This window comes from Bartonella bennetti (assembly GCF_045945445.1).
Taxonomy (GTDB): Bacteria; Pseudomonadota; Alphaproteobacteria; order Rhizobiales; family Rhizobiaceae; genus Bartonella.
Map to the genome: position 1 here is coordinate 666,880 of NZ_CP174576.1, position 18,459 is coordinate 685,338.

The 18,459-nt window shown below is 34.7% G+C and carries 16 protein-coding genes; all 16 read left to right on the forward strand.

The genetic code is table 11. The annotated features are described in order from the left end of the window. Window positions 1-5: 5 nt before the first annotated feature. The 16 genes from nuoH to ACJTDF_RS03155 all read left to right on the forward strand — a co-directional run bounded on the left by nuoH (window position 6) and on the right by ACJTDF_RS03155 (window position 18,440). Entirely contained in the window at window positions 6-1,052 is a 1,047-nt protein-coding gene (gene nuoH / locus ACJTDF_RS03080; protein ID WP_407966093.1) for an NADH-quinone oxidoreductase subunit NuoH, read from the forward strand. A gap of 13 nt (window positions 1,053-1,065) precedes the next feature. Then, the gene (nuoI, locus tag ACJTDF_RS03085; protein ID WP_407966094.1) at window positions 1,066-1,557 is read left to right on the forward strand and encodes an NADH-quinone oxidoreductase subunit NuoI; all 492 of its coding nucleotides are present in this window, start codon (window positions 1,066-1,068) and stop codon (window positions 1,555-1,557) included. Between the two features lie 96 nt (window positions 1,558-1,653). Beyond that, the gene (locus ACJTDF_RS03090; RefSeq protein WP_407966095.1) at window positions 1,654-2,274 is read left to right on the forward strand and encodes an NADH-quinone oxidoreductase subunit J; all 621 of its coding nucleotides are present in this window, start codon (window positions 1,654-1,656) and stop codon (window positions 2,272-2,274) included. A gap of 13 nt (window positions 2,275-2,287) precedes the next feature. Next, the gene (nuoK, locus tag ACJTDF_RS03095; RefSeq protein ID WP_407966096.1) at window positions 2,288-2,596 is read left to right on the forward strand and encodes an NADH-quinone oxidoreductase subunit NuoK; all 309 of its coding nucleotides are present in this window, start codon (window positions 2,288-2,290) and stop codon (window positions 2,594-2,596) included. A gap of 6 nt (window positions 2,597-2,602) precedes the next feature. Continuing rightward, window positions 2,603-4,567, forward strand: a complete 1,965-nt coding sequence (gene nuoL / locus ACJTDF_RS03100; protein ID WP_407966097.1) for an NADH-quinone oxidoreductase subunit L — start codon at window positions 2,603-2,605, stop codon at window positions 4,565-4,567. Next, window positions 4,567-6,036 carry an NADH-quinone oxidoreductase subunit M gene (locus ACJTDF_RS03105; RefSeq protein WP_407966209.1) on the forward strand — a complete coding sequence of 490 codons (1,470 nt, stop codon included), beginning with the start codon at window positions 4,567-4,569 and terminating at the stop codon, window positions 6,034-6,036. Before nuoL ends, ACJTDF_RS03105 begins: the two co-directional genes overlap by 1 nt. A gap of 17 nt (window positions 6,037-6,053) precedes the next feature. Next, complete coding sequence (gene nuoN, locus ACJTDF_RS03110; RefSeq protein WP_407966098.1) at window positions 6,054-7,508, forward strand: NADH-quinone oxidoreductase subunit NuoN; 1,455 nt, start codon at window positions 6,054-6,056, stop codon at window positions 7,506-7,508. Next, window positions 7,508-8,317: a biotin--[acetyl-CoA-carboxylase] ligase gene (locus ACJTDF_RS03115; protein ID WP_407966099.1), complete on the forward strand. Its 810-nt coding sequence runs from the start codon at window positions 7,508-7,510 to the stop codon at window positions 8,315-8,317. The genes nuoN and ACJTDF_RS03115 overlap by 1 nt, the downstream gene beginning before the upstream one ends. 52 nt (window positions 8,318-8,369) lie before the next feature. After that, complete coding sequence (locus tag ACJTDF_RS03120; RefSeq protein ID WP_407966100.1) at window positions 8,370-10,046, forward strand: ribonuclease J; 1,677 nt, start codon at window positions 8,370-8,372, stop codon at window positions 10,044-10,046. A gap of 227 nt (window positions 10,047-10,273) precedes the next feature. Then, on the forward strand, window positions 10,274-11,599 hold the full coding sequence (gene proS / locus ACJTDF_RS03125) for a proline--tRNA ligase (protein WP_407966101.1): 1,326 nt from the start codon (window positions 10,274-10,276) through the stop codon (window positions 11,597-11,599). Between the two features lie 11 nt (window positions 11,600-11,610). Further along, window positions 11,611-12,879 carry a lipoprotein-releasing ABC transporter permease subunit gene (locus ACJTDF_RS03130; RefSeq protein WP_407966102.1) on the forward strand — a complete coding sequence of 423 codons (1,269 nt, stop codon included), beginning with the start codon at window positions 11,611-11,613 and terminating at the stop codon, window positions 12,877-12,879. Next, entirely contained in the window at window positions 12,879-13,559 is a 681-nt protein-coding gene (locus ACJTDF_RS03135) for an ABC transporter ATP-binding protein (RefSeq protein ID WP_407966210.1), read from the forward strand. The genes ACJTDF_RS03130 and ACJTDF_RS03135 overlap by 1 nt, the downstream gene beginning before the upstream one ends. A 74-nt stretch (window positions 13,560-13,633) precedes the next feature. Further along, window positions 13,634-13,924 (forward strand): succinate dehydrogenase assembly factor 2, encoded by a 291-nt coding sequence (locus ACJTDF_RS03140; protein ID WP_407966103.1) that lies wholly within the window; start codon window positions 13,634-13,636, stop codon window positions 13,922-13,924. A 5-nt stretch (window positions 13,925-13,929) separates the two neighbouring features. Then, a complete protein-coding gene (gene mfd / locus ACJTDF_RS03145; protein ID WP_407966104.1) occupies window positions 13,930-17,430 on the forward strand; it encodes a transcription-repair coupling factor in 3,501 nt (1,166 codons plus the stop codon). Window positions 17,431-17,560: 130 nt separating this feature from the next. Further along, window positions 17,561-17,866 (forward strand): hypothetical protein, encoded by a 306-nt coding sequence (locus ACJTDF_RS03150; RefSeq protein ID WP_407966105.1) that lies wholly within the window; start codon window positions 17,561-17,563, stop codon window positions 17,864-17,866. A gap of 142 nt (window positions 17,867-18,008) precedes the next feature. Beyond that, the gene (locus ACJTDF_RS03155; RefSeq protein WP_407966106.1) at window positions 18,009-18,440 is read left to right on the forward strand and encodes a hypothetical protein; all 432 of its coding nucleotides are present in this window, start codon (window positions 18,009-18,011) and stop codon (window positions 18,438-18,440) included. The last annotated feature ends 19 nt before the right edge of the window (window positions 18,441-18,459 follow it).

Consider the following 18,459-nt stretch of genomic DNA (forward strand, 5'->3'; position numbering starts at 1 on the left):
CAGTTATGTACGATTTCTTTATGGCCTGGCTATTGCCATTATCGATTATAGTGGGTAAAACCCTTATTCTTTTAGTTGTTCTTTTGATTTTGATTGCTTATTTGCTTTATGCAGATAGGAAAATTTGGGCAGCTGTACAATTGCGACGTGGACCGAATGTTGTTGGTCCATGGGGGCTATTGCAATCTTTTGCAGACTTAATAAAATTTGCTGTTAAAGAACCAATTATTCCTGCTGGTGCTAATAAAGGTGTTTTTCTTCTTGCTCCTTTTGTTTCAGCAGTACTTGCGTTATCAACATGGGCAGTTGTTCCGGTTAATGAAGGTTGGGAAATTGCAAGTATTAATGTTGGTTTATTATATATACTGGCTATTTCTTCTCTTGAAGTTTATGGTGTTATCATGGGAGGATGGGCATCAAATTCGAAATATCCTTTTTTAGGAGCTCTTCGTTCAGCGGCACAAATGGTTTCTTATGAAGTTTCAATTGGTCTTGTTCTTGTTACAGTTGTTTTAGTAAGTGGTTCATTAGATCTTACAATAATTGTTCTTGAACAGAATAATGGTTTTGGAAAGAATATTGGTTTGCCATTCAGTAGTTTTCTTGATTGGAATTGGTTAGTTCTTTTTCCAATGTTTATTATATTTTTCATTTCTGCACTTGCGGAAACAAATCGACCTCCTTTTGATTTGGTTGAGGCAGAATCTGAGCTTGTTGCTGGACACATGGTTGAATATTCTTCAACTCCTTATATGCTTTTTTTTCTTGGAGAATACGTTGCAATTGTTTTAATGTGTGCATTGACAACTATTTTGTTTTTAGGTGGCTGGTTACCTCCTTTTGATGTATGGTGGCTTAATTGGATCCCTGGTGTCATTTGGTTTGTTCTGAAAGTTTGTTTTGTATTTTTTTTGTTTGCTATGGTTAAAGCGTTTGTACCCCGCTATCGTTATGATCAGTTAATGCGTCTTGGTTGGAAGGTATTCCTTCCTATTTCATTGGTAATGGTTGTAATGACTGCTGCTGTTTTGCAATATACTGGTTCAGCTTAAGAGGAAATCTTATATGTCAAGTCTTATTCAAGCAGCAAAATCACTTCTTTTATTAGAATTTATAAGTGCCTTTTTTTTAGCAATGCGTCAGTTTTTTTCTCCGAAACCTACAATTAATTATCCTCATGAAAAGGGTTTTGTTTCTGCACGTTTTCGTGGTGAGCATGCTTTGCGTCGCTATCCAAATGGGGAAGAACGATGCATCGCATGTAAATTATGTGAAGCAATTTGTCCCGCGCAGGCTATTACAATTGAAGCAGGTCCTCGACGTAATGACGGCACACGTAGAACTATTCGTTATGATATTGATATGGTCAAGTGTATCTATTGTGGTTTTTGTCAAGAGGCTTGTCCAGTTGATGCTATTGTAGAAGGTCCGAATTTTGAGTTTGCAACAGAAATGCGTGAAGAACTTTATTATGATAAAGAAAAGCTTTTAAATAATGGAGATCGTTGGGAGCGAGAAATTGCTCGCAATATATTAATAGATTCACCTTATCGTTAGGTGTATTGTTAAATGGAGTAGTCGGATAATGTATCCGATAAAAATAGTCAGGTATGAATTTTCATACCTATTGTTTGATTGATTGAGGGGAAGTCCATGCTAACAGGTCTAGCGGTGGCATTTTTCTATATTTTTGCTTTCATTATGCTTATAAGCGCGGTCATTGTTGTTACTGCGCGTAATCCTGTTCATTCAGTTCTATTTTTAATATTAGTATTTTTTAATGCTGCAGTTTTATTTTTACTTGCAGGAGCAGAATTTTTAGGGCTTATCTTATTAGTTGTATATGTTGGTGCTGTAGCAGTTTTATTTTTATTTGTAGTTATGATGCTTGATGTTGACTTTGCTGAATTGAAAAGTGGGGCACTCAAATATGCTCCTATTGGTGCTTTTATTGGTATTATTATCGCTATAGAGCTTATTTTTGTTTTTATTAGCAACGGTTTTTCTCTAGTTTCAGGAGCTCATATTACACAACCAATGCCAGATTTAGCACAACGAACAAATACCCAAGCACTAGGAGATATTCTCTATACAGATTATGTTTTTTACTTTCAAATTTCAGGAATAATTTTATTAGTTGCAATGATTGGTGCTATTGTTCTGACACTCCGTCACAGATCAGGGATTAAACGGCAGTCCATTGCAGTTCAAGTTGCGAGAACAGCCGAAAATGCAATTGAAATCAAAAAAGTTGAATCAGGTAAAGGTATTTAGCGGAAAAATTATTATGTATATTGATATTGTTCATTATCTCATTGTTTCTGTATTGATATTTACAATTGGTATTCTTGGTATTTTTCTAAATAGAAAGAATGTGATTGTTATTCTTATGTCAATTGAACTTATATTACTTTCAGTCAATCTTAATTTTGTTGCGTTTGCAGCTTTTCTTCATGATTTAGTTGGGCAAGTATTTTCTTTATTTATCTTGACAGTAGCAGCTGCTGAAGCAGCAATTGGTCTAGCAATTCTTGTTGCCTTTTTTCGTAATCGTGGTTCCATTGCGGTTGAAGATGTTAATGTGATGAAGGGTTGATAACTGATGTATTATATGATCGTTTTTCTTCCGCTTTTAGGTTTTTTAATTGCTGCAATAGCTGGAAAGACTATAGCTCCTCGTTCTAGTGAGCTCGTAACATCTAGCTTTATGGTGATTGTTGCTGGATTATCATGGATCTCTTTTTTGAGTGTAACTTTTGGCAATGCTTCAACGGTTGATATACCGCTATTGCAATGGATAGGTATTGGTAAATTAGTATTTGATTGGTCTTTGCGTATTGATACGTTAACAGCTGTTATGCTTGTTGTAGTGAATAGTGTTTCAGCATTAGTTCATATTTATTCAATTGGTTATATGCATCATGATCCTTCAAGACCTCGTTTTTTTGCTTATCTCTCTTTATTTACATTTATGATGTTGATGTTGGTGACGGCTAATAATCTAATTCAAATGTTTTTTGGATGGGAAGGTGTTGGCCTTGTGTCTTATTTGCTGATTGGTTTTTGGTTTCAGCGGGATTCGGCTAATAAAGCAGCAATGAAAGCTTTTATAGTTAATCGTGTTGGAGATTTTGGTTTTCTATTAGGAATCTTCAATATTTTTGTTTTATTTCAGTCAGTTAATTTTGTAGATATTTTTACAAAAGCTGCAGACAATAATTTTATAAAAGGTATGACGTTTTTAGGTGGTCATTTTGGTGGACAAACAGTAATTACTATTACATGTCTTCTTTTATTTGTTGGTGCTATGGGTAAATCAGCACAATTTCTTTTACACACATGGCTTCCTGATGCGATGGAAGGACCAACTCCAGTATCTGCACTCATTCATGCAGCCACCATGGTAACAGCTGGTGTTTTTATGGTAGCGCGTATGTCACCGATTTTTGAACTTTCTCCAAATGCTTTAACAGTAATTATTGTTATTGGGGCAACCACAGCATTTTTTGCCGCAACTATAGGAGTTGTACAAAATGATATCAAGCGTGTTATTGCTTATTCTACTTGTTCTCAGCTTGGTTATATGTTTGTTGGCCTAGGAGTTGGGGCTTATGGAGCAGCTATTTTCCATCTTTTTACGCATGCTTTTTTTAAAGCTTTATTATTTCTCGGCGCAGGTTCTGTAATTCATGCTGTTTCTGATGAGCAAGATATGCGAAAGATGGGTGGGTTATATAAACATATAAAAACAACTTATTGGATGATGTTTATAGGGACTATTGCATTAACCGGTTTTGGGATTCCTGGAACTCTTTTTGGTACTGCAGGATTTTTTTCAAAAGATGCTATTATAGAATCTACCTTTGCATCGCATAATATTGCATCAGAATATGCTTTTTGGCTCCTTATTTTATCTGCTTTATTAACGAGTTTTTATTCTTGGCGACTTGTATTTATGACATTTCATGGTAAGACGCGTGCAACTGTTGATGTTATGCATCATGTGCATGAATCAGCTCCAGTTATGTTAATTCCATTATTTGTTTTATCTATTGGAGCACTATTTGCGGGCGTAATTTTTCAACCTTATTTTTGGGGTGACTTTTATGATTCTTTTTGGAAGAGCGCATTATTTACAGGAAATCATAATCATATTCTTCATGAAGCGCACAATGTACCGAACTGGGTAAAATGGTCGCCATTTACAGCGATGATTCTTGGGGGCATTTTAGCTTATTTATTTTATATTTTAGTTCCTTCAATTCCTAAAAGAATTGCTGAATTTTTACCTATATTATACCGATTTCTTTATAATAAATGGTATTTTGATGAAATTTATAATATTTTATTTGTTCGTTCTGCTTTGGGAATTGGCAACTTTTTTTGGAAAATAGGTGACAATAAGGTTATTGATGGTTTAGGCCCAAATGGCATTGCGGCGCGTATTATTAATATCACAAATAAAGTTGTTCGCATGCAAACAGGTTATCTTTATCATTATGCATATGCAATGCTGATTGGTGTGGCAATACTGATTACATGGATGATGATCAGGAGCTTAAATTGATGACCGATTGGCCTATTCTTTCTACTGTTACCTTTTTACCTCTTATTGGTGTGTTTCTGATTTTATTAATTAAGGATGATAGTGAAGCAGCAAAACGCAATATACGTAATGTAGCATTTTTTACGACTGTGTTTGTTTTTATTATTTCTTTAGTTATTTGGGCAGGATTTGATACTACAAACTCTGATTTTCAGATGGTTGAGAAATTCCATTGGTTAGGTCGTGATATTAGTTATCATATGGGTATCGATGGCATTTCTGTACTTTTTGTTGTTCTTTCAGCTTTTCTATTACCTTTCTGTATTTTAGCAAGTTGGAATACTATTCAAGATAGATTAAAAGATTACATGGTTGCTTTTCTTCTTCTCGAAGTTGCAATTATTGGAGTTTTTTGTGCTCTTGATGCAATCTTATTTTATATCTTTTTTGAAGCTAGCCTTATTCCAATGTTTATTATTATCGGCGTTTGGGGTGGAGCGCGTCGTGTTTATGCAAGTATGAAATTTTTCTTATATACTTTGCTTGGCTCAGTGCTCATGCTGGTTGCTATCATGGTTATGTATTGGGAAGCAGGAACACTTGATATACCGACTTTGTTAACCTACCAGTTTACTACACATATGCAGACATGGTTGTGGCTTGCATTTTTTGCTTCTTTTGCTGTTAAAATGCCAATGTGGCCATTTCACACATGGTTACCTGATGCACATGTAGAGGCACCAACAGCGGGTTCTGTTATTTTAGCTGGCGTATTACTTAAATTAGGTGGTTATGGTTTTATTCGTTTTTCGTTACCAATGTTTCCTATTGCTTCAGCTGATTTTTCTTCTTTAGTTTTCACGTTATCACTTATTGCAATTATTTACACATCGTTAGTCGCGCTTGTTCAAAATGATATAAAGAAACTTATTGCTTATTCATCAGTGGCGCATATGGGATACGTAACGATGGGCATTTTTTCTGCTAATGAACAAGGCATTCAAGGTGCTATTTATCAGATGTTATCGCATGGAATTGTTTCAGCAGCTTTATTTCTTTGTGTTGGAATAATTTATAATCGCTTACATACACGTGAAATTTCAGCGTTTGGTGGTTTAGTAAATAATATGCCCAAATATGCTGTTGTTTTCTTGATTTTTACTATGGCAAACGTTGGTTTACCTGGAAGCTCAGGATTTATAGGCGAGTTTTTAACTCTAATAGGTGTTTTTCAAGTTAATAAATTGGTCGCTGTTTTTGCTACAACTGGCGTTATTTTATCAGCAGCTTATGCACTTTATCTTTATAGGCGCATCGTTTTGGGCTCTTTAGAAAAAGAAAATTTAAAAGTTCTTCTTGATCTATCACCAATAGAAAAATTTACCCTTTATCCAATGGTTATTCTTACAATATTTTTTGGTGTTTATCCAAGACCAATTTTTAAAACAACAATGTCTGCAGTAGAATCTTTGATCAACCAGCTGCATTAAATAAAAGATGAACGCTCATGCAAACTGAAATAATAACTCAATTAGTATTAATTGTTCCTGAAATTTTAATTGCATTGGGAGGAATAACACTACTTTTAATAGGTGTTTATTCCGGTGCGCGTTCATATTTAACTGTTACAGGTTTGGCAATTGCTCTTCTTATTGCAACTATTGTTATCATGATAATTTTTCCAAAAAGCGGTCTTTTTTTTACAGATGCGCTCATCATTGATTCTTTTAGCCGCTATATGAAAATCTTAACGCTTATTGGTGCGTTATTTGCTCTCATTATGTCTGTTTCTTTTACCTGTGCTCAAAAATTTGATATATTTGAATTTCCAGTATTGGTTTTGTTTGCAACCCTTGGTATGATGTTCATGATTTCAGCAGGTAATATGCTGTCTCTTTATATGGGTTTAGAACTACAATCTTTATCCTTGTATGTTTTAGCTGCTATTAATCGTAATAATATTAAATCCTCTGAAGCAGGATTAAAATATTTTGTTTTAGGTGCATTGTCTTCAGGATTACTCCTTTACGGTATTTCATTGCTTTATGGTTTTACTGGTCAGATTGGCTTCCATGAAATTGCATTGGCTTTAAAAGGTAAGGCTTTACAGTTAGGCGTTATTTTTGGAATTGTTTTTATTTTAGCTGGTTTAGCTTTCAAAATTTCTGCAGTTCCATTTCATATGTGGACTCCTGATGTTTATGAAGGTGCACCAACACCTATTACAGCGTTTTTTGCTGGTGCACCTAAAGTTGCAGCAATGGCATTAATTATTCGTATAATTGTTGTTGCTTTTATTCCACTTAATAACTCTGATAATCTTATGCCTGCATGGCAGCAAATTATAATATTTATAGCGATTGCATCAATGATATTAGGTGCATTTGCTGCAATTGGTCAAAGTAATATTAAGCGTCTAATGGCTTATTCGTCGATTAGTCATATGGGATATGCTCTTGTTGGGTTAGCTGCAGGAAATATGCTTGGAGTAAAAGGTGTTATCATTTATATGACTATTTATCTTGGTATGACGCTTGGTTCATTTTCTTTCATTCTTAGTATGCGGTCGCATGATGGAAATCTTGAAAATATTTATGACCTTGCAGGATTGGCAAAAAACAATCCATTTATGGCTATTATTATGACAATACAACTTTTTTCTTTAGCAAGTATACCACCTATGGCAGGCTTTTTTGGGAAATGGTATACATTTTCTGCAGCTGTTCATGCAGGTCTTACTCCGCTTGCTGTCGTTGGTGTATTGGCTTCTGTGGTTGGTGCTTTTTATTATTTACGTGTCATCAAAATTATGTGGTTTGATAATGCAAAAGCTGACTTTATTTCTTTATCAAGTGAACTTAAGTTTTGTCTTAGTCTTTCTGCATTTTTCATTTTATTTTACGTATTTTTTGGAATTTTGTTTTCTGAATTAGCAGAACAAGCCGCTGCAGCATTGTTTTAGTGAATATGGTTTATGTATTGTCAGATTTTGCACAAAAACAAGGGTATGATATTGAGTCATATGAAAGTGTTGACTCAACAAATCTTGTTGCACAGCAAAAGGCATATTCTGGTCATCATGGTTATCTTTGGATTGTTGCGAATGAGCAGACCCAAGGGAGAGCCAGAAGAGGAAGAATATGGAATAGTCCAAAAGGAAACCTTTATTCTAGCCTTTTATTAATTGATGATATTATCGATCAGACTGCTGCTCAGCTTAGTTTTGTTGCTGGAGTAAGTATGTTAGAGGCTATCAAACAATTTATAAAAAATGAAAAACAAGCTAATAATATTGTTAGCTTGAAATGGCCAAATGATATTTTGCTTAAAGGAGCGAAAAGCTGTGGGATTTTGCTTGAGCTTTTTAAACTAACTTCACAAAAATATGCATTAGTTATTGGTATTGGTATGAATGTAGAATACCATTATGAAGATGCACCATATCCAACCTCAAGTATAAAGAATATTGGTTTGAGTATTGATAAAAAAGAATTATTTATGGCTCTAACGCAATATTTTGCTGAAAATTATCTTCTTTGGAAACAACCCTGTGGATGTGATATAATTCGTAAAAAATGGCTTTTATCTTGTTCTCATCTTGGGCAACCTATTAAAGTGATCAGTGATGAAAGGATCATTGAAGGTATTTTTGATGGTCTTGATTGTGATTTTAACTGTATTGTAAAACAAAAAAACGGTCAGCAGGTAATCATAACATCTGGAGATGTTCATTTTGGTTTAGCTGCTTCTGCTGATGTAGGCCGTAATTGACTTATAAAGTTTTATTTCAGCATGAGTTATCTTAATAATTTAGGAGACATTTATGATTGTTGCTAACAACAATGAATTGGTTTTTTTACCTTTAGGAGGAGTCGGAGAAATAGGAATGAATCTAGCTGCCTACGGATTTGGTCCTAAAGATTGTCGTGAATGGTTACTTGTTGATATGGGAGTTAGTTTTGCAGGTCCTGAATTACCTGGAGTAGATCTTATTTTGCCGGATATTCGTTTTTTAGAAAGTGAAAAACATAATATCTGTGGTCTTATTTTAACACACGCTCATGAAGATCATTATGGGGCTGTTCTTGATTTATGGCCAAAGCTTAAAATTCCACTTTATTGCACTTGTTTTACAGCTGGATTATTAGAGAGTAAACGACAGTCAGATTTTGAATTTCATGAAATTCCAGTCAATATTTTTCAATCTGGCGATTGCTTTCAGGTTGGACCATTTTCAATTGAAGCTATTTCTGTTAATCATTCAATTCCAGAAGCCGTTTCTTTAGCTATTACAACATCTTTAGGAAATGTGATTCATACTGGAGATTGGAAAATTGATCATACGCCTTCACTTGGGGCTATAACGAATGAGGAACGATTTCGTGCTTTAGGGAATAAAGGTGTATTAGCCTTGCTGTGTGATTCTACTAACGCACTTCAAGATGGTATATCGCCATCGGAACAACAAGTTCAGGAAAGTATTTCTGAAATTATTTTGAAAGCTAGAGGTCGAATTGCTATTACAACTTTTGCCTCTAATATTGGCCGTATACGCTCAATTGCTCTTGCTGCTGCATCTGTTGGACGTCAAGTTCTTTTAGTAGGACGTTCTTTAAAGCGTAGTGTTATGGTAGCGCAAGAGCTTGGTTATATGGATGATATAGCACCATTTATAACGGAAGAAGATTATGGTCATATTCCACGAGAAAATATTGTTTTGGTGGTAACTGGCAGTCAAGGTGAACCACGCGCTGCATTAGCAAAACTCTCGCGAAATGAAATGAAAAATATTGTTCTCTCTCCTGGTGATACAGTTATTTATTCATCACGTAATATTCCAGGCAATGAAAAAGCTATTATTGATATACAAAATCGTTTTATTGATCAGGGTATTAACATTATTACGAATCGTGATGCTCTTGTGCACGTTTCAGGTCATCCTCGTCGTTCGGAACTTTTACAAATGTACGATTGGACAAAACCACAGATACTTATTCCCGTACATGGTGAAGCAGTACATCTTACAGCTCAGGCAACTTTAGCACATCAAGTTGGCATAAAAGTTGTTGCTAGGATTAGAAATGGTGATATATTTCGTCTTGCACCAGAACCAGTAGAAATTATCGATCAAGTCCTTGTTGGTCGTATTTATAAAGATGGTTTTCTGCTTGGTAATGAAGATGAATTAGGAATCCGTGAGCGTTGCAAATTAAGTTATGTTGGTCATGTTTCTGTTTCTCTTCACATGAATAGCAAGCATGATTTAATTGATGATATTGGTCTTATAACATTGGGTCTTCCTAAAAGTGATAGAGCAGGGGAATTATTGGAAAATATTCTTTTAAATGTTATTGAAAATGCCATTAATAATATTCCACGTGCTAAAAGAAAAGATAATGAACTTATCCGAGAAGCTGCGAGGCGTGCAGTAAGAGCATCTGTTAATAAGATTTGGGGGAAAAAGCCTATTTGTGTAGTTTTTTTACATCGTTCAAAATAAAAGTATTTTAGTATTCGATTACTTTTTTATAAAAAGGAGATAAAGCTATTCAACTAGCTTATTGCATAAACACATATTCTACACTTTTTGTGTAAGTGCAGCTAAAGAGAAGATAGTAGATAATATTTCAATATTATTATCATATTTGCAAGCCTTAAGAAATAGCTATAAATATCACTTGTAAATTGCTGCAATTTGATAAGTCTAATTAGGAGTTAATAGTTTTAATGCGTCTTTCTCAATATTTTCTTCCTATTTTAAAAGAGAATCCTAAAGAAGCAGAAGTTGTTTCACATCGATTTATGTTGCGGGCTGGTATGATACGTCAACAAACATCAGGAATTTATTCTTGGTTACCATTAGGTAAGAAAGTTCTTGACAAGATTTGTAAGATCATTCGTGAAGAGCAAGAACGAATTGGAGCTTTAGAAATATTGATGCCAACGATTCAATCTGCTGATCTTTGGCGTGAAAGTAACCGTTATAATGATTATGGTCTTGAAATGTTGCGCATTAGAGATCGTCAAGACCGTGATTTACTCTATGGTCCGACCAATGAAGAGATGGTAACAGATATTTTCCGTTCATATGTTCGTTCTTATAAAGATCTTCCACTTAATCTCTATCATATTCAATGGAAATTTCGTGATGAAATTCGTCCACGTTTTGGTGTGATGCGCGCACGCGAATTCTTGATGAAAGATGCCTATTCTTTTGATCTTGATTATGCGAGTGCAAAAACATCCTATAATCGTATGTTTGTTGCTTATTTACGTACTTTTTCTCGCATTGGCTTGAAAGCAATTCCTATGCGTGCTGATACAGGTCCAATTGGTGGTGAGCTTAGTCATGAATTTATTATTTTAGCCGAAACAGGTGAAAGCTCTATATTCTGTGACAAACGATTTTTGGAATTTACTGTCCCCTCTGTTTCAATTGATTTTACTGATAAGGATGTTTTGGCTGATATTGTTAGACAATGGACATCTTTATATGCTGCAACAGAAGAAATGCACAATGAAGAAGAATGGAGTAAAGTCTCTAGTATGAATAAGCTCTCAGCGCGTGGTATTGAGGTAGGGCATATTTTTCATTTTGGTACAAAATACTCTGCTCCTATGGGAGCAAAAGTTATGGGACAAGATGGAAAAGAGCACTTGGTTTCTATGGGATCTTATGGAATTGGACCTTCGCGTCTTGTAGCAGCAGTCATTGAGTCTTCTCATGATGAACATGGTATTATTTGGCCAAAATCAGTTGCACCATTTGATTTTGGCATTATCAATATGAAACCAGATGATCAAAAATGTAGTTATATATGTGAAACTCTTTATCAGGGGCTTATACATAATGGTTTTGATCCATTGTTAGATGATACGAGTGAGCGTCCTGGATCGAAATTTGCAACAATGGATTTAATTGGTTTGCCGATACAAATGATTATTGGTCCTAAAAATGCTACACAAAATGAAGTTGAAATTAAAGACCGAAAAACAGGTCTTAGAGAAGTTTTAACGGTTGAAGCTGCACTCCACCGATTTGCAGTAATTTGATAGGCAATATCATGAATGTTTTGAGGAATAAAGGATTTTCATCTTATCAATGGATGATTGCTTTCCGTTATATGATTCCTAATAAAAAACATATGTTTACATCTATTATTTCAATTATTTCTTTAATTGGAATTATGCTAGGAGTTTTTGCTTTAGTTGTTGTTATGGCAGTCATGAATGGTTTTCGGACAGAACTCCTCAGTCGTATTTTAGGAATGAATGGGCATCTTGTTGTACAAACAATTGATTCCAATTTTACTGATTATAATATTCTTATTTCTTCTCTAGAATCTATCAAGGATATAAAATTCGTTCTACCCATTATTGAAGGACAAGCTCTTGTCCAGGGTAATATTGAAGGAGGAACTGGTGCTTTAGTTCGTGGTGTACGTCAAGAAGATTTGAGAAAACTGAAAACGGTAGCCCAAAATATTATCTCAGGTACGCTCGCTCAATTTGACAAAGAAGAAGGTGTTGCAATTGGGAGTGGTTTGGCAGAAAAATTGGGTCTTACAGTTGGAAGTGATCTTCGCATCATTACACCAAATGGTGATGATACGCCCTTTGGAGTTACGCCGCGTGTCAAAGCTTATAAAGTTATTGCTATCTTTGAGGTTGGTATGTCAGAATATGATTCAATATTTGTTTTTATGCCTCTTCATGAAGCACAGATTTTCTTTAATTTAGATGAAAAAATTCAGTCTCTAGAGTTATTTCTTAATGATCCTGATGCTATTGATCAAATAAAGCCGATTATAGAAAAAGCAGTTAATCAACCAATTAATATAATTGATTGGCGTATGCGAAATCAGGCTTTTTTTTCAGCATTACAAGTTGAACGAAATGTTATGTTTTTCATTCTCTCTCTTATTATTCTCGTTGCTGCTTTGAATATTATTTCAGGATTGATAATGCTTGTAAAAGATAAAAGCCACGATATCGCAATTCTGCGTACAATGGGAGCAGATCAAAGTGCAATTATGCATATATTTATTACCACTGGCATGGTAATTGGATTTATTGGAACGATACTTGGTTTAATTTTAGGTATTATAGTTACTATAAATATTAATCATATTCAAGATTTTATATCTTGGCTGTTTAATGTTGATGTTTTTAATCCTCAACTTTATTTTTTAGCAAAGTTGCCAGCTCGAATTGAGTGGGGACAGACTGCTATGGTAGTTATGATGGCTTTGTTTTTATCTTTTCTTGCAACACTCATTCCTGCATGGCGTGCTGCTAAATTAGATCCTATACAAGCTTTAAGGTATGAATGATGTCTACTATTTTAGAGCTTATTGAGATTGAGAGACATTTTTTTGACAATGGTAAACCTTTAGTTATTTTGAACAAAGCTAATTTTGTTCTAAAACGTGGAGAAATTGTAGCACTTGTAGCACCGTCTGGTTCTGGAAAATCAACACTTCTTCATATCGCAGGATTATTAGAAAGACCAACAGCTGGTGATATTTTGTTACGGGGTATTTCTTGTGCAAAACGTTCTGATGATGAACGCACGGCAATCAGACGAAATGATATTGGTTTTGTCTATCAATTTCATCATTTACTACCAGAATTTACAGCTTTAGAAAATGTTATGATTCCTCAAATGATCGCAGGATTGAAAAAATCTACTGCCGAAGATCGTGCCTTTAAATTATTAAGCTATCTTCGTGTTGCTCATCGAGCTAAACACCGTCCATCAGAATTATCGGGGGGTGAGCAACAACGTGTCGCAATTGCTCGTGCTGTAGCAAATGCACCTTCTGTACTTTTAGCTGATGAGCCTACAGGAAACCTTGATCCTGTAACTTCAGCTTATGTATTTCAAGCCTTATCAGTGCTTGTGCGCCAATCTGGTCTTGCAGCTCTTGTTGCCACACATAATTATGGTTTAGCCAAACAGATGCATCGTCGAATTACAATAAAAGAAAAAAAAATTATTGAACTTCCTTAATATTGAGATACAAAATTTATTCTAAAAAAATAACAGTATAGTGTATGTTTATTTTCGTCTGTTAGGAGATTTTTATGACAAATTTGGCCATTAATGAAAATCAATTAGATTCACGTCGTCGCCGATTGATTTTTCGTGCATGGCACCGAGGTATTCGTGAAATAGACTTGATTTTTGGTCAATATGTTGATGCACATATTAGTAAGATGAGTGATCAAACAGTTGCTAAACTTGAATACATTATGTCTTTTGAAGATCGTGATTTATTAACCTGGATTACAGGGGAAGTTTCTATACCATCTGAAGTAGATAGTCCACTTTTTCGCGATATTATAAATTATTGTTCTCGTATAAATTTTAATTAATTAAAATGACTATGTTAAAAAAAATTATTATTCCCCCAAATATGCATAGTTGTATGATTTTTGATGGTGTTGTTGATGGATTTGAAGCTTTTGCACTTGCTAAATTAAGTGCAGAAATTGCTCAAAATAAACCACTTGTTTACGTTGTCCGTGATGGAACAAAAATGGCTTATTTACAGCAAGCTTTAAATTTCATTGAACCTAATTTACCTGTTCTTCAGTTTCCGGCATGGGATTGTTTACCTTATGATCGCGTATCACCTGGAATAGCTATTACTGCACGTCGTCTTTCAGCTTTGGCTCATATGTCAGATTTGCGTAAAAATCCACGGTGTTCTATTATATTAACAACAGCCAATACAATTATTCAAAAACTACCACCTTGTGCAATGATTGATGATCAAATTATCCATATGCGTGTTGGTCAATGCATGGATATGATACATTTGCTTCATTATTTAGAACGCAATGGCTTTGAACGCGTTGCAACTGTACGTGATGTTGGTGAATTTGCTGTAAGAGGAGGAATTATTGATATTTTTTCTCCTAGTTATACGGAGCCTTTTCGTCTTGATTTTTTTGGTCAGACCTTGGAGACAATTCGCATATTTGATTCAGCAACACAACGAACAATAGCTAATAAAACAGAATTATTTTTGCAGCCGATGAGTGAAATTACCCTCACTCCTGAGTTTATCAGCAGATTTAAAAGCAATTATATTCGTGCTTTTGGAGCACCAAAAAAAAGTGATATGCTTTATGAGGCTGTTTCCCAAGGAAGGCGTTATTCAGGTATGGAGCATTGGCTCCCATTTTTTTATGAAAATCTCAATAGCTTTTTTGATCATTGTGGTAATTTACCTGTTGTTTTTGAGCATCTCATAGAAGAAGCTCTCATTGAACGATATCGTCTTATTGTAGATTATTATAGTGCTCGCAAAGAACGCGAAAGTAATCAAGAGAATGATGTTTCTTATCATCCAATAGAGCCTAATCTTCTTTATTGGACACCAGAACAAGTTTTAACGTATATAGAGCAGTGTGGTCTGCGGATTGATTTTACACCTTTTAATATTTCACAAACAGTTAAACAAACAGTTATTCATACAAATGCTACACAAGGCTATGATTTTATAAAAGAGCGTAATGCTCCAGATAAAAATGTTTTTTCAAGTGTGGTTGAGCATATTGCTTCGTTGCGGTCTTCTGGTAAGAAAATACTTTTGGCTTTTTGGAGTGAAGGATCGATGGATCGTTTATTGCAAGTTCTTGACGAACACGGGCTACAAAAAGTAGAAATTACAAAATCATTTCAGACTGTAAAAGCAACACCGCGTGATCGGATCTTAGCTGCTGTTTTAATGATAGAGCATGGTTTTGAAATTGAAGATTTTGTTGTTATAGCAGAGCAAGATATCCTTGGTGATCGACTAGTAAGATCAGCAAAGAAACGTAAGAGTAATGCGCATTTTATTTCTGAAATTGCTTCCTTAAATTCTGGTGATATCGTTGTACATGTTGATCATGGTATTGGACAGTTTATTGGTCTCAAGACTATCATGGCAACTGGGATTTTACGTGATTGTTTAGAAATCAACTATGCTGGAGGCGATCGACTATTTTTACCCATTGAGAATATTGAGCTTTTATCCCGTTATGGATCAGAAAGTACAAATGTCACGTTGGATAAATTAGGAAGCGTTGGATGGCAAACACGTAAAGCACGCCTTAAAAAGCATTTATTAAAAATTGCTGGTCAATTGATCTGTATAGCTGCAGAACGCGCTACGCGTTCTGCACCTGCTTTAACTCCACCAGTAGGGCTCTTTGATGAATTTGTTGCATGTTTCCCTTATGAGGAAACAGATGATCAAATGGATGCGATTAATGCTGTTTTAGATGATTTGGCATCAGGAAAACCAATGGATCGTTTAATCTGTGGTGATGTGGGTTTTGGTAAAACAGAAGTTGCTATTCGAAGTGCTTTTGTTGCAGCATTAAATGGTTATCAAGTTGCTGTTGTTGTGCCTACAACTTTGCTTTCACGACAACACTACAAGACCTTCATGGTCCGTTTTCAAGGGCTACCAGTTAAGATTGCTCATTTGTCAAGGCTTGTAAAACCCAAAGAATTGGCGCAAATTAAAAAAGGTATTGCAGAGGGTACGATCGATATTGTTATCGGAACGCATGCATTACTCAATGACACAGTGAGTTTTTCACGGTTAGGACTTCTTATCATTGATGAAGAACAGCACTTTGGAGTAAAACATAAAGAGCGTCTAAAAGAACTAAAAAGTGATATTCATGTTCTTACACTTTCCGCTACTCCTATACCAAGAACTTTAAGCCTTGCTTTATCGGGACTACGTGAACTTTCACTAATCACAACTCCTCCTATTGATAGAATGGCTGTACGTACTTTTATTTCACCTTTTGATGTGATGGTTATACGCGAAACATTATTGCGCGAATATTATCGAGGTGGACAGAGTTTTTATGTTTGCCCTCGTATTTCTGATCTTTCGTATGTAGAAGAATATCTCAAAACACATGTACCTGAACTTAAATTTATTATAGCACACGGACAAATGCCAGCTGGGCAACTTGATGATATTATGAATGCGTTTTATGACGGGCAATATAATGTATTACTTTCAACCACTATTATTGAATCAGGTCTCGATATTCCGACAGCTAATACATTAATTGTACATCGTGCTGAAATGTTTGGTCTTTCTGCACTCTATCAGTTACGTGGTAGAGTAGGGCGTTCAAAACAACGTGCTTATGCACTTTTTACTTTTCCTTCTGGTAAAGTTTTACTTCCTGTAGCAGACCGTCGTCTTAAAGTTTTACAATCTCTTGATACATTAGGTGCAGGTTTTCAACTGGCTAGTCATGATATGGATATTCGAGGTTCAGGTAATTTATTAGGTGAAGAACAATCAGGACATATCAAAGAAGTTGGGTTTGAGCTCTACCAAAAAATGCTTGAAGAAGCTGTTGCTGAATTAAAAGATGGTCAACATGATAGAGATAATCAGTGGTCACCTCAAATCTCTCTTGGCACAACAGTGATTATACCAGAAAATTTTGTCCCTGATTTATCATTACGTATGGGACTTTATCGTCGTTTGACAGAGCTTGATAATTTAGAAAAAATTGATGAATTTGGAGCTGAATTAATTGATCGCTTTGGTCCTTTACCACTCGAAGTTCAACACCTACTTAAAGTCTTTTATATTAAAATATTATGTCGAAAAGCACATGTGGAAAAATTAGATGCTGGACCAAAGGGAATTGTTATACAATTTCGCAATAATTACTTTGAAAATGGTATTGCTCTTATTCAATGGGTAGAGAAACAAGGATCAATGGCAAAAATTCGACCAGATCAAAGTATTGTTTTTATTCGTGATTGGACTAAAGTAAATGAAAGACTTATTGGTGTAGCAAATATTATGACACAACTTGCAGAAATAGCAACAGAATGTGCAGCTTAATTTAACTTAAAAAAGTTTTTTATACTCATTTTATTTTACATATTATTCTAATAATATATTTATTATTTATATTGATGCGTATAATATTGTAATAATTTCCTTAAACAATTTAAAAAGAAATAAATATAATATGATTATTACAAAAAAATTATTAATTACAGCTCTTTTGTTACTCAGTATAATATTTAGAGTAAAGTATGCTTATGCTGAGGCTATTTTAAGTAAAGAATCGCTCAAACAATCCCTAAAGCAATCCCTTTCTGGTTTAACTCTTGATGAGAGATTCAAGTATCTTATAGAGCAACAGAAAATTATTCACAATGAAAATGATTCTCTTCAAAAAGAAAAGGACTTTTTTACGAATATAATTCGTGAAAAGAGAGCTAAAAATTCTCCTATAGCTGAACATATTTTTGATGACAAAATAAAGTTTTAAATAAAATAACTAATCTTTTATCAGAAAGTATGGTGATTTTTCATGAAATAGAGATTGTGCGCTCACTGTTAGAAAAGCGTGTCATAGCAAAAGAATATGCAACAGGAGAATATGAAGAAAAACAGATTAAAGCACTAAAATATTGGAACAAGTTTCAGTCAGAAAAGATGACTCGGGCGTTTTCTTATTTGGAGGTGTATCAGGCTGCCCTTGTATGCAAAACACAAGGAGATGTATTAAAAAAAGTGATGTAGGGCCTGTATTGCGTGAAAATTTCTCTTGGAAAGACGAAGACTTTAGTTGGGCAAAAGATGCGATCGCTTTAAGTCCCGCATTAAAAAATGAATTCAGGCCTCTATATGAAGGCTTTCTTTCCTCTGATTTTAAAGAAGAAGTGCTGAGTACTATAAAAAAGTTCACTACAGGTGATGAAGCTTGGTATTTTCAACACCTAAAAGAAATTCCTTCAGAGTGTAAAGCTTACAAAGAGATACACAATATAATGCTTCCCAACAAAAGAAAAAGTATTATACATCGCATATACTTTTATATTGATACTTTTTTTTCGCAATAATTTTCATAGGCTGTTTTCA